The organism is Bacteroides sp. 1001302B_160321_D4 (assembly GCF_015667765.1).
GTDB lineage: Bacteria > Bacteroidota > Bacteroidia > Bacteroidales > Bacteroidaceae > Bacteroides > Bacteroides xylanisolvens.
This window is the reverse complement of the sequence record NZ_JADPLO010000054.1, coordinates 21,080-40,168: the sequence shown is the minus strand read 5'-3', so window position 1 is coordinate 40,168 and position 19,089 is coordinate 21,080. Positions and strand designations below refer to the sequence as shown.

Below are 19,089 nucleotides of genomic sequence, written 5' to 3'. Positions count from 1 at the left end.
GACAATGAAAAGAATTATATATATACTAACAGGAATAGTCTTACTATCACTATCCTCTTGCTCAGATTTTCTAGAGCCTAAATCTCAAAGTGAGTACGTTCCCAAAGATGCAAATGCTTTGCAAGAAATGTTAATCGGTTCTGCTTATCCCAAACAGGATAAAAGCAATTTCCTACTACCCTTTCTTAGCTTCTTAGACGATGACATTCAGTTCCACAAAACTGATTATGAATTTAGCATCAACTCTCTAAAAAATATAGAAGCCAAACAAGCTGTTTATACATGGCAACCGGATATGTTTTTCATTATGGAAAGAAATGGTTATCCTCTTCAGAATATCTGGGAAGGATACTATAACTATATCTTAGGCGCAAATGCAGCTCTTGATTATATCGGTGACGTAAATGGTACGGAGGCTGAAAAAAATTATGTAATAGCCCAATCCCTCGGATTAAGAGCTTTCTATTATTTTATGTTAGTCAATCATTTTGGAGCACCATACAACTATAACAAACAGGCTTTAGGAGTTCCACTCAAACTAGACAGCAACCTGCTACCTGAAGACCAACTATTAATGACACGAAACACCGTTGAGGAAGTATACAACCAAATTGTGGACGATCTGAATGAAGCTGAACGTTTATTCCTTACTTTAAGCAAAGATAAACAATATGAACCGAATTATCTGGTTAGCCTTCCAATGATACAATTGCTGAAGTCCCGCGTCTTTCTCTATATGGAAAACTGGAAAGATGCAGCCATATACGCCAACAAAGTAATAAAAGACTGGTCCTTCGCTTTAGTAGACTTAAATAACCTCCCTTCTCCAACAGTGGCAGAGCCTTATTACAATTTTACATCTTTAAAATCATCTGAGGTTATTTGGTTATATGGAAGCGTTTCAGACTTAACTGTATTCAATGATGAGTCGGTAGAGTATGAGGAAGAAGGTTACTTCGGTAATACCACCACCTATTACCGAGAAGCTTTTATCGCTTCTGATAACTTGATTGAAAGCTTTGAAGATGGAGATTTAAGAAAAGAAAAGTATATAGCAAAAGAGTTCAATAAAGATGATAAAGTTTTCTATGAAGACTCTTATACTACTTTCGGCAAATACAAACTTTCAGCTACAGGTGAACCTAGTGGTTCGGAAAACTTTGCTTTATCCTTCAGACTAGGTGAGGCTTATTTAAATCTAGCAGAAGCAGCTGCCCATAATAATGACGAGAGTACAGCACTATCTGCTTTAAAAACCTTACTGGCTAAACGTTATGAACCCGACAAATTTGTTGAGCCTACCGGATTAACAGGTGATGCGCTCAAAACTTTCATCAAAAATGAAAGAAGAAAAGAACTTTGTTTTGAAGGGCAACGATGGTTTGATCTCCGACGCTACGGAATGCCACAAATTATTCATAGATGGGGAGAACAGGTATATACATTAAAACAGAATGATCCTTCCTATACCATGCCTATACCAGACGCCGTCTTAATTAAAAATAAAAAACTGGAGCAGAATCCTTTAGCTCCAAAACGCGAAAGTTAATAGTATATATCTTATGAATTAAACAAAAGAAATGAATATGAAAAAAATATATATATTATGGGGATTACTTGCTTGTATGGCATTATTCACCTCATGTTATGAAGAAGACACACTGACTCCTACAGAAGGAGGCATTGAATTACGCTTTAAAGTACCTCAAGGAAATAATAGTTGGGACGATGACATCGCCCAAATATACGAAGACTATAATGTATATCTTATTTATAAAGATCTGCAAAGGGCTGATTTTAATCGCAGCTGGACAGGCATATCATATGGTAGTGGCTACGAAGGCCAAGGCTGTGTAAACGACGAAATGACCAATTACTATGTCGAATTTATGAAAAAGCATATCTTTGCATACTTGAATCCGCCGATCACATCTAAAGTTCTGCCTATGTATTGGTATTTGGGATACAATGTCTATAGCAAAAGCGTATTAGAAGTTGGAGGCGTAATCCTAGCAAGCTGGATTGTACCCATACACGAAAATTACGATGGGCTGGATTATTGGTGCACTTGTATGTTTGGAGAAGACAATCCCAGCGATCCTTATTTAATCCCTACAGACAGAGCACTCCTTGACAGACGCCGGAAAATGATATTGGCTCCCGTATTGGAAAAAGCAGTAAAAGCCGGAAACATCATTATACCTGAAGAATTTGAAGTGGGATTCGACCATGTCACTAATCTGATAGCAGGCTTGGGAATGGAAGATGACCCAAACTATTATCTTACCAGAGGATATCCGGGAAGTGTAAACACGTATGTATTCAATAGTATCAGCGAACCAGCCAACAACTCTTATCCTCCAACCAATGAAGAGACTTTTATAGGATATATGCATCTTTCCATGTACTATAACCAAGCACGACTAGCAGAGGTATATCCGGCTGATAAATATCCTTTTCTCACCGAAAAGTTTGCTTTCGTACAGAAATATTTAAAAGATAAATATCAGATCGATCTGGAAGCAATAGCCAACGGACCGGAAGACTGGGATTTACCTTTACCTCCAATACCGGAGACTCCAGATGAAGAATAACAACTCTGATAATGAACTATAAACTCATAATAATGACAAAAGTAAAAAATCTATTATTAACCATATTACTCTTATGCGGTACCACTGTATGGGGAAATAACGGGCTAAGAATATCAGGAAGAATAAAAGTATTAAAGCCAACGACTTTACAAATAAAAGATATGAATGAAGGCGTTGTATTAAGCTGCATCATCGGTACTAATAACACATTCAGTACCGATGAAATAAACATCATTCCTGATGTCTACAAACTCTATTTAGGAGAAACCGAACAGAATATTTATCTGGAAAATAACCCGGTAACAATCAATGGCTACTTCGACGAAAAGAACCCTGAACAAAGTTCGCTTTCATTCACTGGCATCGATCCGTTTCTGACTTTACAAAACTATATGCCAGCAGAAAAAGACCCGGATATAGCAACGATTTCCACTTCCGTCAAAGGAAAACTAACTCCCTCCATGGCATCTGCATTAGCCTATCTGGCAGATGTAAATGATTACCAATCCAACAAAATGCTATTGGACATGATACCGGAACAAGACAGAAAGTCTTTATCTGCCAAATGGCTGGTAAACAGGGTAGAAATCCTCTCCCACCAAATCATTGGTGCAGAATGTCCCGACTTTACTTTCACAGATGCCAACGGAAAAAACGTAAGTCTGAAAGACTTCCGTGGGAAAATTGTCGTACTTGACTTCTGTGCCTCCTGGTGTGGTCCTTGTCGTAAAGAGATGCGTAGTATGCTAACCATATACAATGAATTGAAGGCTGACGATCTGGAATTCATCAGTGTCTCGCTGGATGACAGCGAAGCAAAATGGAGAAAAATGCTGGATGAAGAAAAATTGCCGTGGGTGATGCTATGGGATAAGGCAGGATTCCCTAAAAACAGCAAGACTCCAAGTGCTATCCAGACTGCTTACGGCTTCTACTCCATCCCTTTCCTTGTAGTCATTGACAAAGAAGGCAAACTTGCTGCACGCAACGTTCGGGGTGAACAAGTACGCGAAGCCATTTTAAAAATAAGACAATAAACAAACTATATAAATTATAACTCTTTTGACAATGAAGAAACTTATATTTCCAATCGTATGCTGTTTCATCAGCGTTACTGTATCAGCCCAGTTAATCAAACCAAAGGCAGAAACACAAAAAAAACAATCCGAACTGGACTGGTTTAACTGTTCTTTCAACCAGGACAGTGTATACGGAGCTGAAGTAAACAAAGCTTATGATTACTTGAAAGCCAACAAAAAGAAAGCAAAGAAAAGACCGGTTGTTGCACTGATCGGAACCGGAATGGACGTAGAACACGAAGACCTGAAACACGCAATCTGGATCAACCCAAAAGAAAAGTCAAACCAGAAAGATGATGATAAAAACGGGTTTGTTGACGACATCAATGGCTGGAACTTCATCGGTGGTAAAGACGGCCAAATAATGGAAGCTTTGACACGCGAAGGAGAACGTGAATTCTTCCGTCTCAAAGATAAATACGCTGATTATATCTTTGACGGAAAAAAGTATTATAAAATAGTCAATGGAAAACGCCAAGAAGTCCCCGCACCGGAAAACATAGAAGAATATAATTACTATCGCTATAAAGTCATGCCGGAATCAAGAATCGGTGGAGCTTACGGCGGTCTTCAACTATCTTATGTTATAGAAGAATATGTTGAAAAGTTCGATAAGGACATGAAAAAACGTTTTCCCGGAAAAGAGTTGACTGTTGAGGACTTCCAAAGTTGTTATGATCCCAAAGCTGAAAGAGACAGTCTTTCTGAAGTCGCTTTTGTATTTACTGCCTACTATTTCAGCATCTATAATACGGATAAATGGGAACCTGTTTATCAGAATATGGGAAAGAAAAGTGTAGAAACAGGTAAAGCGTCTTATGAAGAGGCTTTAAAGAGATACGGAAGTGATAATCGAAAAGAAATTGTAGGTGATAATCCTCTGGATATTAACGATACGCATTATGGTAATAATGTACTGTTGACATCTGATGCGGCAACAGGCGTAATGAAGGCCGGCGTTATCGCAGCTAAACGTGACAACGGTATCGGAAGTAACGGTATTGCAGACAATGCAGAAATCATGACCTTACGCATCCACCCGGGAGAAGGAGAACCGTACCTGAAAGATATGGCATTGGCCATCCGCTATGCAGTAAACCACGGTGCAGATGTAATCGTATTACCGGAACAAAACTCCATATATCCGGAAGAGCAGAAACAATGGGTGTCAGAAGCATTGAAAGAGGCAGAGAAGAAAGGGGCATTAGTTATAGTTCCGGTTTGGGATCTATCAATGGATATGGATAAAGACGAATTCTTTCCCAATCGTAAGATGAATAAAGAGGGAGAACTTACTAATTTTATGGTAGTTGCTTCTTCAGACAAGAATGGAAATCCGGTATTGAACACCAATTACGGTGCAACTGCTCTCGATATTTATGCTCCGGGAACAGACATTTATTCATCTTATATGGGTGACACTTATCAAAAAGGAACTGGAGAAGGAATGGCTTCGGCTACTGTAGCTGGCGTAGCTGCTCTTGTGAAGTCTTATTTCCCTAAACTGACCGGCTCTCAAATCCGTGACATATTATTAAAAAGCGTCACTTCACGCAAAGGTGTAGAAGTAGAAAAAGGAATCCGCGTGAACGATAGCCCTTCACAAGATTTATTCCTTTTTGATGACCTATGTATTTCCGGAGGTATCGTTAATGCTTACCAAGCAATCTTGGAAGCAGAAAAAGTCAGCAAATAAAGATTAGTCTATGAAATATACTCGTCTAATAGGAACCGTCATTGCCTTTTGCATGGCGGTCCCTTTATTCGCCCAACAATATAAAGCAACTATACCTTATCGGATAGTAGGCGAAAAAATGGTTATCGAAATGAAGGTAAACGGCAATGCACGCCCTTTTATCTTTGATACCGGAGGGCGCACCGCACTTACCACTAAAGCCTGTCAAGCACTACAAATAACAGCAACAGACTCTATGAAGGTGACAGATGTGAATAACGTGGAAAGCTATTACAAAACTACGCGAATAGAAAATCTGACGACTCCCGATGATGTTATTAACTTTAAAAATGCCCCGTCGCTAATCATCAATGAAGTAAAAGGCTGGGAATGTTTTGGAGTAGATGGTATCATCGGAAGCGATTTATTTGCAAGTACTATTGTAAGCATTGATTCGCAGACTAAAAATATCATAGTCACATCTGCCGAAAAGCCTTCCACAGTATCTTTACGAAAAATGCTGAATTTCACCAAAGAAGGAGGAATGCCAATTGTCAATGTACAGATCGCTCCGGTCAGCAACATCACCGTATTATTTGATACAGGCAGTCCCAGTCTGTTATCTCTTATTGAAAGTGATTTTGAGAGAATTAAACCGGAGGCATCTATGGAAGTCGTTTCTGAAGGATATGGGGAAGGAAGCATCGGAGTAGCCGGACAAGCAGATAAAGCATCTTCATATAGAGTACATATTCCCTTATTATCAGTAGGAGCCACCAAATTCCGCAACTTAACGACCCATACAGACAAACACCCTTACACATTACTAGGTGTAAAGTTATTACAATACGGAAAAGTGACTATCGACTATCCACGTGGAAGATTCTATTTTGAAGCTTTCCAACCGGATAATGAAATCAACAATCAATGCAACAACTTCGATTTGACGGTCAAAGACGGAGACTTATATGTATCTACTGTCTGGAGCAGCACGAAAGGTAAGATAGAAGTAGGAGACAAAGTGATTAAGATTAATGGCAAACCTACTAAAAAATATGACTTCTGCGAAAGTATTCTGAACGGAATACCGGAATTGAAAGAGAAAAAACAGACGAAGCTAACGATTGAGACTGCTTCCGGAATAAAGAATATTATCTATAAAAAAGAATGACATGAAAAGAATAGGAATACTGACCGGCTTATGGCTGCTATTATTTCTAAACTGCGGACAAGAAACGATAGCGCAAATCCAGAATAAAGTTTGCGATACCATTCCTTATGAATTCATTCAGGAGAAAATCATTATACCCGTTACTGTTAATGGTGTAAATGTAAAATACATCGTCGATACAGGAGGAAGAACCGGGACTATGTATGACGCCGCAACTGAAATGAAAGCTACTGCCGCAGGATATATGCGCATTTCCGATGTGAATGCACAAGGCTCCAACTATCAGGAAGCCCACGTACAAAATATTTCCATCGGAAAGAACTACAAAATCAAACAGTTGAAAACGATGGTACTACCTAAGAATCCATTCTTCACAGAACTGGGAGTTATCGGAATTCTTGGAGGAGATGCCTTTGCACAGTCGGTAGTAACATTCGATTCCCGTTCTAAAATAATGGTAATCAACTATCCTTATCGTCCCGAAAAGTTAAAGGTTACAGATGGAATTCCGCTGTTAGATGAAACTGAACATCATTCCATTGTCAACGTTCGCTTAGGAAACAATGATTTAAAAGTTCTATTCGACACAGGTGCAGGAGGCTTTCTGCTTTATTGTACGGAAGATTACAACAGGTTGGCTGACATTTCGCAAGTTACCAATCATGGATATGGTATCGTAGCTGCCGGAATAACAGGGTTGGGCAAGCCGGTAGATATTAAAAAAGTATCTGTACCTTCCATCAATATCATGGGAAAAGAATTCACAAACGTAGGTAGTACAACAACTGTCATGAATGGAACGATCATCGGGGTGGATCTACTGAAATATGGTAAAGTAATTATTGATTATATGCGGAGACGTTTTTACTTCCTCCCATTTGAAGAAGGAAAAATCGACATGGGTGGTGCTCCCGCTCTTTGGAACGTAAGCATATTACCGCGCAACGAAAGATTCGAAATTACAACTATATGGGATAGCATGAAAGATGCAGTTGCTTTCGGCGACGAAGTGATTAATATCAACGGAACTTCTCTTAAAGATTGCCCCATGAGCCAGATGGCCGTAGAAGAAATTATGAATGCTATACCTGGTGATACCGGCTATATTATCATCAAAAAATATAATCAAGAGAAAAGAATTGAAATCAGGAAAGAGAAATAAACTTTAAACAGAAAGAATATATGAAACGAATAATAACTAAAATGTATCTCTGTTTGCTTGCATTTTGTATCACAGGAGGCATCAGTGCACAAACACAAAACAGTATGACAGAGGTCATTCCATTCAAAACTATTGATGGAAAAATTATCGTGGAAGCCACTATAAATGGTGAAGCAGCTGACTTTGTCCTTGATTTATCGGGACATAACGCTCTACTTCCTGAAGCTCTCAAAAAGTTACACATCAATACAGAAAAGAGAGGAACTTTTAGTTCTTACCAAGATTTTGTATTTAAACAGGTACCTGTTGGAAAGGTATATGAAATGGGAACAGTAGCTATTGGTAAAAATACATTTGCAAACGATCTTCCGGCTTTCACATTAGAAGACGAACCTTATCTACGCAAGCTAGGGGTTATGGGTGTATTAAGTGGTGCTGTTTTCCGCACTTCTGTATTAACCATTGACATGCAACGGAAGAAAATTACGATTACACAGCCCTACCGCCCTTCTTATATGAAACTTAACTATCGGGAAAATTTTAACCTGATAACGGGATTAGGAGTAGTATGCCCGATAAACATCCAGGGAAAGCCGATATCTCTTGTCCTAGATACATGGAGTGAAGGATTGGTGAATCTTACTGAAGCAGATTTCAATACATGGAACACACAATATACCAAAGGAAGTAACCAAAAAGTCTCCAATGGATATAAAGAAACAAGGAAAGAAGAGGAAAGCCTCATCCTACCTGAAACGATGTTTGTAAAAACAAAGATTGAAGATGCCATAGCAGTGAAAAACCCATTCTTGAAACGTTCCGTATTAGGCAAAAAGATACTGGACTACGGAATTATATCTATTGACTATATTCATCAGAAAATTTACTTTCAACCATTCGATATGGTTCCTATACCGGAAGCGGAAGCTAAAGTGACGGAAACCAAAGTTGAAGATGGTAAATTGAATCCAATTACCCGCCAGTTCTTCCTCGAACACATTTTCGACTACCGAAAAGGAAATGATTTCATCTATAATGGAGACAAACCGATAGTTATCGATTTTTGGGCTACATGGTGCGGTCCATGTATGCGTCTACTTCCGGAAATGGAGAAACTAGCTGAAAAATATAAAGGAAAAGTTATATTCTATAAGGTAAATGCTGATAAAGAAAAAGATTTATGTAGCCATTTTAGTGTACAGGCATTACCTACGTTATTCTTCATCCCGGTAGGCGGCAAACCGATAATCGAGGTTGGTGCTACGCCGGAAAAGTATGTGCAAATCATTGAAGAACAACTTCTGAAATAAAACATCTCTCTTAATATATAACTATGTAAATCTAAAACTTTAGCTAAGAGCCGGAATCCGTTCCGGCTTTTTTATTTCCATATCATTGGAACTTATCATTAAAACAAGTACATTTGCCCTGTCAAATCTATTTATAACTTAACACACATTTTGACCATGAAGAAAAGTATTTCTCTTCTTCTTTTGTCCTTGCTTATGATTGCCCCCAGTTGCCAAAAGACAAAAGAAGCGGCGAACGAGTACAACATCGTTCCCAAACCCAATCAAATTCTCCCACAGGAAGGACGTTTTGAACTAAACAGCAAAGTCAGTCTGGTAATTCCTTCCGATGCTCCGGAAGTTAAAGGTATTGCCGACAGCCTGGCCGAACGTTTAAAACAGACAGCAGGAATCTCGTTGAAAGAAGCAGAAAGTGCAGATGGAAAATCAGCAATCTGCTTTGTTGTACAAGAAGGTATGCCGAAGGAAGGATATAAATTATCCGTTACTCCCAGTCTCATCACGCTTACCGCTTCTCAACCGAACGGGTTCTTCTACGGCGTACAGACACTTTATCAGTTACTCCCTCCGGCGGTTTACGGAAACCAGTTGGATAAGAAAGCAAACTGGTCGGTTCCTGCTGTAGAAATAGAAGATTCGCCCCGTTTTGTTCACCGCGGACTGATGCTGGATGTTTGCCGCCATTATGTACCGATTGACTATATTTACAAGTTTATCGACTTGCTGGCAATGAACAAGATGAATGTTTTCCATTGGCATTTGACAGACGATCAGGGATGGAGAATCGAAATCAAGAAATATCCTAAATTGACAGAAATCGGTTCTAAACGTGAAAAGACATTGGTAGACTATTACTATGTAAATTATCCGCAAGTATTCGACGGAAAAGAACACGGAGGGTATTACACACAGGAACAAATCAAAGATGTAGTAGCTTATGCTGCAAGTAAATATATCAACGTTGTTCCCGAAATAGAAATGCCGGGACATGCGTTGGCTGCACTGGCTGCCTATCCGGAACTGTCATGTGATTCTACACAGACTTATAAAGTATCTCCTACATGGGGTGTATTCGAACAGGTGTTCTGTCCGAGTGAAACAACTTTCAAATTCTTTGAAGGAGTGATGGATGAAGTAATTGAATTATTCCCTAGCGAATACATTCACATCGGTGGCGACGAATGTCCCAAAACAGCGTGGAAGAACAGTGCTTTCTGCCAGCAGCTAATCCGCCAGTTAGGACTGAAGGATGATACGACTCCCAGCAAGACGGACGGAATAAAGCATAGTAAAGAAGATAAGTTGCAGAGCTATTTTGTTACCCGCATGGAGAAATATCTGAATGGCAAAGGCAGGAACATCATTGGTTGGGATGAAATCCTCGAAGGTGGTCTGGCTCCAAATGCGACTGTTATGTCATGGCGTGGTGTAGAAGGAGGAATGAACGCTGCCAAAGCCGGACATAATGCGATTATGACTCCGAACCCTTATGTATATCTGGACTACTACCAGGAAGAACCTGAAATTGCCCCGACTACTATCGGCGGATACAACACACTGAAAAAAACATATAGCTACAACCCTGTCCCGGACGATGCAGACGAACTTGCCAAGAAGCATATCATCGGAATACAAGGCAATATATGGAGAGAATATATGCAGACTTCCGAACGTACAGACTATCAGGCCTTCCCGCGTGCAATGGCTATTGCCGAAACGGCCTGGACACAAAACGCAAACAAAGACTGGAAGAATTTCTGCGAACGAATGGTAACTGAATTTGAACGCTTGGAAGTAATGAACACCAAACCTTGTCTCAACTTCTTTGACGTAAACGTAAATACGCACGCGGATGAAAACGCTCCTTTAATGGTAATGTTGGAAAGTTTCTATCCGAATGCAGAAATCCGATATACTACGGACGGCAGTGAACCGAGTAAAACATCCACACTGTACGAAAAGCCTTTCGTTCTGGAAGGTAATATCGACCTGAAAGCAGCTGCTTTCAAAGATGGAAAAATGCTGGGTAAAGTAGCTCACAAGCCATTATACGGTAATTTATTGACAGGAAAGCCCTATACTGTTAATTATAAGATGGGATGGACAGGCGATATATTTGATGAAAACGATGTATTAGGAGCTGACAAGACAACCTTCGGACTGACCAACGGTAAACGAGGAAATAATGCTTCTTATACTCCGTGGTGCAGCTTTGGTATTGTTGAAGGTAAAGACTTGGAATTTATCATTAATTTGGATAAGCCGACACAAATCAGCAAAATAATTTTCGGTTCTTTATTCAATCCGGCTATGAGAATTCTTCCTGCAGGAGGAGTTGCCGTAGAAGTATCTGCAGATGGCAAACAATACACTCCGGTAGCTGAAAAGGCCTTGAAACACGATTATCCGGAAACAGGACGAATTGCATTCACTGATTCCATTGAATTTGAGCCAACACAGGCTACCTTCCTGAAAGTTAAGATTAAGAATGGCGGCACACTGCGCAATGGAGTTAACTTTGAAAAGAACAATGGTCCGGAAGTTATTCCTGCCGAATTATGGATTGATGAAATAGAAGCTTATTAAACAAAGCTAACTATATTTTATGCGGATTTCACGGTGCTGACTCAACAGGACGTGGAATCCGCATCATTTATTCCGGACCTGAATAACAGAACGGTGAACGCTAGTTTAATACTAATGTTCACCGTTTTATTTATAATCAATCACACCCCAAAAGGCATAATTATCATTCATTCGTTTACACCGAAGATATATTTATCACACAAGCCCTTTGGAAGAAAGGTAACGTTCTGCCTCCAAGGCAGCCTTACATCCACTTCCCGCGGCTGTAATAGCCTGACGATAATGCGGATCGGCCACATCTCCTGCTGCAAAAACTCCGGGCACTTTCGTACGAGGACTATCACCGTCTGTAATAATATAACCTACTTCGTCCGTATCGATATACTCTTTAAATATTTCAGTATTCGGTTGATGTCCGATAGCCAGGAAGAAACCGTCGATAGGTAAACTATAACGTTCTTCATCCGGTTCACCCCAACGTTTCACCAGGTTTACACCCTCTACGCCATTGTCACCAAACAAACCAACTGCATTGTGTTCAAAAAGAACTTCAATCTTCTCGTGGTTCATGACACGTTCCTGCATAATCTTCGATGCACGCAGGAAAGGTTTACGGACAATCAGATATACCTTGGATGCAAGACCGGCAAGATAAACCGCTTCTTCACAAGCAGTATCACCTCCACCAACTACAGCAACCACTTTCTTACGATAGAAAAATCCGTCACAAGTAGCACAAGCGCTTACACCCATTCCGGCATATTTCTTTTCATCCTCCAGCCCCAGATATTTAGCAGTTGCCCCGGTAGCAATAATCAATGATTCCGTTTCAATCACTTTATCACCGTCAATTGTTATTTTATAAGGAGCTTTGCTTAAATCTGCTGCCGTAGCGATACCAAAACGAATATCTGTTCCGAAACGGCTTGCCTGTGCACGCAAATCTTCCATNAACTGCGGACCACTGATACCTTCCGGATAACCGGGAAAGTTTTCTACATCTGTCGTAGTAGTCAACTGGCCGCCCGGCTGCAATCCTTCATATAGTACCGGACATAAATTTGCACGTCCTGCGTAAATCGCTGCCGTATATCCGGCAGGTCCTGAACCTATAATCAGGCATTTCACTTTTTCTATTTCTGCCATTTTAATTTATCTTTATTGTTTTGTTATAAAAACATGTTATCTCAAATCTATCACCTCTGCATTGGGATATTGTTTTTTATCAAAAGTAAAAACACGATCCGTATAATTCTGCCCCGTCTGATAACTTGTAACGGTTATCTCATTACGTGTCTGCTGTCCACGCTGCTGAAGCAAAATATATAGAGGTTCATAAGTGTCCTTCGTCACAAAAAGAGTGATACGTTCCAACTCCTGTTTCTTATCCCTGGCAGTCAGAACGACTTCCCAAACAGCTTTTCCACGAAACGTTTTGGTTGTCCCCAACTTATAAGAGAATCCTTTCTGATACATATACAGAAATGTATACGGATTTATCTGCTGCAACTCTTCCTGCGTCGGATTACTGACATTCACTTCATCATTCTTTGTCACATAACTCCATTGCGTTTTTCCGTCAAACCAAGTGATGATATCAGATGTTTTCAGTACGAATTTCTCTCCTTTCAACTGAATTGTTCCGTTTTCAGCACCTTCTACCAAGCCGTTTGCCACAGCCTTTACAGTAAAATCAGCCTTCACGCCACCAGCTTTACGAAACGCCTCTGCCGTTTTGTCAAGAATGACTCTAGCCTGGGACTGCTGTTGTTGAGCAATCACAGGCAAAGACAGTAAAGCTATTAAAACACTAAAAATGTACTTTCTCATTTGATTAATAAACGAACTATTACTGTAAATTGTTCAATCGCATTTCAAGATCATTATCGTCAATACACAATACGTCACGCGCCTTACTTCCTTGTGTAGGACCTACAATTCCGGCTTTCTCCAATTGATCCATTATACGGCCGGCACGATTATAGCCAATCGCAAATTTACGCTGAATCAATGAAGTGGAACCTTGCTGATGAATAACAACCAACCGGGCTGCATCTTCAAACAACGGATCGAGACGTCCCATATCAATATCCCCTACTTCACTATTACTATCTTCACTCACATATTCGGGCAGGAAGAACGGAGTAGGATAACCTTGCTGACGGGCAATGAATTTTGTAATCTCTTCCACTTCCGGCGTATCGATAAAGGCACACTGCACACGTACCGGATCAGCTCCCTGCAAGAAGAGCATATCCCCTTTACCAATCAGGCGGTTAGCACCCGGACGGTCAAGAATAGTACGAGAGTCCATCATGGCAGATACACGGAAAGCGATACGCGCCGGGAAGTTGGCTTTAATCGTACCCGTAATGATATTGGTAGTCGGACGCTGTGTAGCAATAATCATGTGAATACCGACAGCACGTGCCAACTGCGCAATACGGGCAATCGGAAGTTCCACTTCCTTACCGGCAGTCATAATCAAATCTCCGAACTCGTCAATAACCACTACGATATACGGCATAAACTTATGCCCCTTTTCCGGATTCAGACGACGGTTAATAAACTTCTCGTTATATTCTCTGATATTACGTACATGCGCCATCTTCAGCAGGTCATAACGGGTATCCATCTCTACACAAACAGAGTTCAGGGTTTGCACGACCTTCGTTACGTCTGTAATAATCGGTTCGCCTCCATCAGGAAGTTTGGCCAGGAAATGATTTTCAATCACCGAATAGATGCTGAATTCTACTTTCTTCGGATCGACCAGTACAAATTTCAATTCTGCCGGATGCTTCTTATATAATAAGGAAGTAATAATAGCATTCAAACCTACTGACTTACCCTGACCGGTTGCACCCGCCACCAATACGTGCGGCATCTTGCAAAGGTCGAACATAAAGACTTCATTCGTGATGGTCTTACCCAATACAATAGGCAGATCATATTTGGATTCCTGGAATTTCTTACTTCCGATCACACTTTGCCCGGAAACGATCTTCGGATTCTTGTTCGGCACTTCAATACCGATTGTTCCTTTACCCGGTATCGGAGCGATGATACGGATACCGTCAGCAGAAAGGCTTAATGCAATATCATCCTCCAAACCACGGATTTTAGAAATACGTACTCCTTGCTCCGGAGTGATTTCGTATAGAGTTACCGTAGGTCCTACCGTTGCTTTAATCGTACTGATTTCGATTCCGAAACTGCGCAATGTATTGATGATACGATCTTTGTTTGCATTTTGTTCGTCCATGTCAATCGTCGGATCATCATTTTCAAAATGCTTCATCAGGTCGATAGTCGGGAAGCGGTAGTTTTCCAAATCCTTAGTAGGATTATAAGGTTCGAGTTCCGGTCCCTCATATTCTTCTTCAGAAGCAGCAGGTTCTACTTCAAACCCGGGTTCCGCCTCTTCCAAAGGTTCGTCCTGCACAGCGGGAACAGGGTTGGAAACAGTCGGTTCAAACACCATCGTCACTCCTTCACTTCCATCAGACAAAGGAGAATCTTCCGGATCCGGCTGGTTGAGCGGGAATTCATCTTCGGGTTCTTCAGCCTGTATATCCATCACTGGTGCCGGAGGAGGTGTCTGTTTATACGTCCGTTTCAAATTGAACTCCACTTCCTGCGGTTGGGAAGTCGTGAATTCCTGATCGCCTTCCCCTTCCGGGATGACTTCTTCCTTCTCTTTCTTTTCGCGTTTTAGGAAGCTCAACGCAAAAAGTTTACGCAACCAAATAACAGTACGCGCACTTATATATATAAAGAAACAGATAGCAGTTATCAACAGGATCATCCATACACCAGGTACTCCTACTTGTGAGATTAACCAACGACTGACATTGTATCCATGCATACCGCCCAGATAAATGAAAGAATCCTGATAATGATCCATAAAAGCAAATCCGAAGAATATGGAGAACCAGACTAATAAAAGCGTGCAGCCAATAAACCACTTCCACAAGCGGACCACACGTACACGCATCAACTTCAATCCTGCCACTGCCAGAAAAACAAGTATAAAGAAAGAGGAAATGCCGAAACAGTCGTTTATCAGATAGCTTGCCAACTGCGCTCCACGTGAACCGGCATAATTCTTCACCTGATTATTAACAGCCGCCAAATCCGCCGAACTACCGCTATCGATAATACTTTGATCGGCAGCCCCCGTAAAGAAGAAGGAAGAAAAAGCCAACAACAGGTAAACGGAAAAGATGACCAGCATCAATCCAATCACAAAATGAACAGTTTCATTCTTACATACAGCCACAATTTTACTGGGGGAAGAGGGAGTGCTTTCTGCCTCCTTATCTAATTTCTTCTTTGCCATGAGTCTTTTATTCTATTTTTATAAAATTGGAATGAGATTCTAAGCCGCAAAAATAATAAAAAAATAACGAGCACTACGCTCATTCAATCCTTTTTCTTACCTTTGCGTTTCAAATCAATATAGATCATGGAAAAAGAAAGCCAAACGATATTTGATAAGAACGTAATTGAGTTCGTTACAGTAGCCGCCGAATTTTGTGCATTTCTCGAACGTGCCGAACGCATGAAGCGTAGTACTTTCGTTGATACATCATTAAAAATACTCCCCCTGCTCTATCTCAAAGCATCTATGCTACCCAAATGTGAGACGATCGGGGACGAAGCACCCGAAACGTATGTCACAGAAGAGATTTACGAAATTCTGCGTATTAATCTTTCAGGATTGATGGGTGACAAGGATGATTATCTGGACGTATTCGTACAAGATATGGTTTATAGCGACCAGCCTATCAAGAAATCAATATCGGAAGATCTGGCTGACATTTATCAGGATATTAAAGATTTCATATTTGTCTTCCAACTGGGACTGAACGAAACAATGAATGATTCATTGGCTATCTGTCAGGAAAACTTCGGTACACTGTGGGGACAGAAACTGGTAAACACGCTACGCGCCCTTCATGACGTGAAATACAACCAGCTGGAAGAGGAGGAAGAGAATGGTAATGAAGAAGGATTTTACGAACCAAGCGACGACAACGATTGTTGTGAAGAAGAAGGCTGTCATTGCCACGACGATGATTGCCACTGTCACGAAGACGGTTGCCATTGCCACGATGATGAATAAAAATAGAAATGATTGTAAGAAGAACCATAGATAAAGATGAACTAAAAGAACTCCCGAAAACTGTTTTTCCGGGACGTATTTACGTTATCCAGTCGGAAGCTGAAACGGAAAGAGCAGTAGCTTACCTCCAATCCAGATCTGTGATAGGCATTGACAGTGAAACGCGTCCTTCCTTTACCAAAGGACAATCGCACAAAGTAGCACTCCTCCAGATTTCTTCTGAAGAATGTTGTTTCCTATTCCGGCTCAACATGACGGGATTGACCCAGCCATTGGTTGACTTATTAGAGAACCCGGCTGTAATCAAAGTGGGCCTTTCACTGAAAGATGACTTTATGATGCTGCACAAACGCGCACCTTTCACTCAACAAAGCTGTATTGAGTTGCAGGACTATGTGCGCCAATTCGGTATACAGGACAAAAGTCTGCAAAAGATTTATGCCATCTTATTCAAAGAAAAAATATCCAAATCACAGCGCTTGTCCAACTGGGAAGCTGATGTATTGAGCGACGGGCAGAAACAATATGCCGCCACGGATGCATGGGCTTGCCTCAACATCTATAATCTGTTGCAAGAGCTGAAACAGACAGGAGATTGGGAAATAGCTGCTCTCCCACCTGCTCCCAAGGAAAGGAAAGAAGTCACTATCGGCCCTATAAGTAACCAGCAGTCATAGACGATAAATGATAAGTGATAAATAATAAAATAAGTAATTAATAACCAATAACAAAACTATCTCAATCCTCCTCTCCCTGGGAGAGGGTTAGGGAAAGGCTATATTATGCATAAAGTATATCTAAAACCCGGTAAAGAAGATTCTCTTAAGAGATTCCACCCCTGGATTTTTTCCGGTGCTATCGCCCGTTTTGACGGAGAGCCCGATGAAGGTGAAGTTGTAGAAGTATACACCTCCAAAAAAGAATTTATTGCCGAAGGACATTTCCAGATCGGAAGTATTGCTGTGCGCGTACTGTCTTTCCATCAGGAACCTATCGATCACGATTTTTGGAAACGCAAACTGGAAATAGCATACGATATGCGTCGCAGTATCGGCATCGCCACCAATCCGACCAACAACACTTACCGGCTCGTTCATGGTGAAGGAGACAATCTCCCCGGACTGGTTATTGACGTTTATGCCAAAACTGCAGTCATGCAGGCACACTCTGCAGGAATGCACGTAGACCGCATGACAATTGCCGAAGCTTTATCCGAAGTAATGGGCGACAAGATCGAGAATATCTATTATAAATCAGAAACAACTCTTCCTTTTAAAGCAGATCTTTTCCCCGAAAACGGTTTCTTGAAAGGAGGAAGCAGTGATAATATCGCGCAAGAATATGGTTTGCAGTTCCATGTAGACTGGCTGAAAGGTCAAAAGACCGGATTTTTTGTAGACCAGCGCGAAAATCGTTCTTTACTGGAACGTTATGCCAAAGACCGTTCGGTACTGAATATGTTCTGCTATACCGGCGGATTCTCATTCTATGCCATGCGCGGAGGTGCAAAGCTCGTCCACTCTGTCGACAGCTCTGCCAAAGCAATTGATCTGACTAATAAAAATGTAGAACTGAACTTCCCCGGTGATTCCCGCCACGAGGCTTTTGCCGAGGACGCTTTCAAATATCTCGACCGCATGGGCGACCAGTATGATTTAATCATTCTCGACCCGCCCGCATTTGCCAAACACAAAGACGCCCTGCGGAATGCTTTACAAGGTTATCGCAAACTGAATGCCAAAGCATTCGAGAAAATCAAACCGGGCGGCATCCTGTTTACTTTCTCTTGTTCGCAAGTAGTAAGCAAGGACAATTTCCGTACTGCCGTATTTACCGCAGCAGCCATGTCAGGACGTAGTGTACGCATCCTGCATCAACTGACTCAACCCGCCGACCATCCGGTAAACATCTACCATCCTGAAGGAGAATACCTGAAAGGCCTGGTACTCTATGTAGAATAACCGGATTCACCACGGATTACACGGATTAACACAGATTTTTATCACAAAGTCATGCAGGAGTTCCACAGGGTGGCACAGGGCTTCACGAAGTCCTTTTCCTTTTCTAAGGTGAGAACAGAGAATCCGGATATAATGATTGATTGATAAAAATCTGTGTTAATCCGTGTAATCTGTGGTGAAACAGAAGGGCAGTAACAGAAAAACGGAGGATTCAAAGTTAATTAGAGTTAACAAACGGAAGATTTTTGAGAAAACATTATGTTGTATAACATAAACCGTCTATCTTTGCACTGTGTTTTTCATGGTATTAGATTTAAGGTTAACAAAGATTGGCTGTCTGGGATAGATAGCCTTCTTTTTTTTATACCCCCTTCATTTGTTTTTTCACGACCAAATCTCTCCTTTTCTTCGCATTTATGCCAT

Annotated in this window: 14 protein-coding genes; 11 read left to right on the top strand and 3 right to left on the bottom strand. The window is 41.0% G+C overall.

Going from position 1 to position 19,089, the window contains the following annotated elements:
* Window positions 1–4 precede the first annotated feature (4 nt).
* From KFO40_RS18900 to KFO40_RS18865, 8 genes are all read left to right on the top strand, one after another.
* Window positions 5–1,549 (top strand): RagB/SusD family nutrient uptake outer membrane protein, encoded by a 1,545-nt coding sequence (locus tag KFO40_RS18900; protein WP_004315454.1) that lies wholly within the window; start codon window positions 5–7, stop codon window positions 1,547–1,549.
* A 31-nt stretch (window positions 1,550–1,580) separates the two neighbouring features.
* A complete protein-coding gene (locus KFO40_RS18895; RefSeq protein WP_004315453.1) occupies window positions 1,581–2,594 on the top strand; it encodes a hypothetical protein in 1,014 nt (337 codons plus the stop codon).
* Between the two features lie 32 nt (window positions 2,595–2,626).
* The gene (locus KFO40_RS18890; protein ID WP_032811708.1) at window positions 2,627–3,631 is read left to right on the top strand and encodes a TlpA family protein disulfide reductase; all 1,005 of its coding nucleotides are present in this window, start codon (window positions 2,627–2,629) and stop codon (window positions 3,629–3,631) included.
* 31 nt (window positions 3,632–3,662) lie between these two features.
* Window positions 3,663–5,369, top strand: a complete 1,707-nt coding sequence (locus KFO40_RS18885; protein ID WP_008020929.1) for a S8 family serine peptidase — start codon at window positions 3,663–3,665, stop codon at window positions 5,367–5,369.
* A 10-nt stretch (window positions 5,370–5,379) separates the two neighbouring features.
* Window positions 5,380–6,519 (top strand): aspartyl protease family protein, encoded by a 1,140-nt coding sequence (locus KFO40_RS18880; protein ID WP_087318506.1) that lies wholly within the window; start codon window positions 5,380–5,382, stop codon window positions 6,517–6,519.
* 1 nt (window position 6,520) lies between these two features.
* On the top strand, window positions 6,521–7,681 hold the full coding sequence (locus tag KFO40_RS18875) for an aspartyl protease family protein (protein WP_211146702.1): 1,161 nt from the start codon (window positions 6,521–6,523) through the stop codon (window positions 7,679–7,681).
* Window positions 7,682–7,701: 20 nt separating this feature from the next.
* On the top strand, window positions 7,702–8,991 hold the full coding sequence (locus tag KFO40_RS18870) for a thioredoxin domain-containing protein (RefSeq protein ID WP_074707517.1): 1,290 nt from the start codon (window positions 7,702–7,704) through the stop codon (window positions 8,989–8,991).
* Window positions 8,992–9,147: 156 nt separating this feature from the next.
* Entirely contained in the window at window positions 9,148–11,577 is a 2,430-nt protein-coding gene (locus KFO40_RS18865) for a family 20 glycosylhydrolase (protein ID WP_117684842.1), read from the top strand.
* Window positions 11,578–11,772: 195 nt separating this feature from the next.
* Here KFO40_RS18865 and trxB read toward each other — a convergent pair whose 3' ends face one another.
* The 3 genes from trxB to KFO40_RS18850 are packed head-to-tail and all read right to left on the bottom strand — an operon-like array spanning window position 11,773 to window position 15,919.
* Complete coding sequence (trxB, locus tag KFO40_RS18860) at window positions 11,773–12,723, bottom strand: thioredoxin-disulfide reductase (protein ID WP_211146701.1); 951 nt, start codon at window positions 12,721–12,723, stop codon at window positions 11,773–11,775.
* A 36-nt stretch (window positions 12,724–12,759) separates the two neighbouring features.
* Window positions 12,760–13,407 carry a LolA-like putative outer membrane lipoprotein chaperone gene (locus tag KFO40_RS18855; protein ID WP_008645663.1) on the bottom strand — a complete coding sequence of 216 codons (648 nt, stop codon included), beginning with the start codon at window positions 13,405–13,407 and terminating at the stop codon, window positions 12,760–12,762.
* Between the two features lie 19 nt (window positions 13,408–13,426).
* Window positions 13,427–15,919 (bottom strand): DNA translocase FtsK, encoded by a 2,493-nt coding sequence (locus KFO40_RS18850; RefSeq protein WP_009039692.1) that lies wholly within the window; start codon window positions 15,917–15,919, stop codon window positions 13,427–13,429.
* Between the two features lie 126 nt (window positions 15,920–16,045).
* Between KFO40_RS18850 and KFO40_RS18845 the strand changes: the two genes are divergently transcribed.
* The 3 genes from KFO40_RS18845 (at window position 16,046) to KFO40_RS18835 (ending at window position 18,666) form a co-directional block, all read left to right on the top strand.
* The gene (locus KFO40_RS18845; RefSeq protein ID WP_008645659.1) at window positions 16,046–16,705 is read left to right on the top strand and encodes a DUF5063 domain-containing protein; all 660 of its coding nucleotides are present in this window, start codon (window positions 16,046–16,048) and stop codon (window positions 16,703–16,705) included.
* An 8-nt stretch (window positions 16,706–16,713) separates the two neighbouring features.
* Entirely contained in the window at window positions 16,714–17,382 is a 669-nt protein-coding gene (locus KFO40_RS18840; protein ID WP_009039691.1) for a 3'-5' exonuclease, read from the top strand.
* 105 nt (window positions 17,383–17,487) lie between these two features.
* The gene (locus KFO40_RS18835; protein ID WP_004315432.1) at window positions 17,488–18,666 is read left to right on the top strand and encodes a class I SAM-dependent rRNA methyltransferase; all 1,179 of its coding nucleotides are present in this window, start codon (window positions 17,488–17,490) and stop codon (window positions 18,664–18,666) included.
* Window positions 18,667–19,089 lie beyond the last annotated feature (423 nt).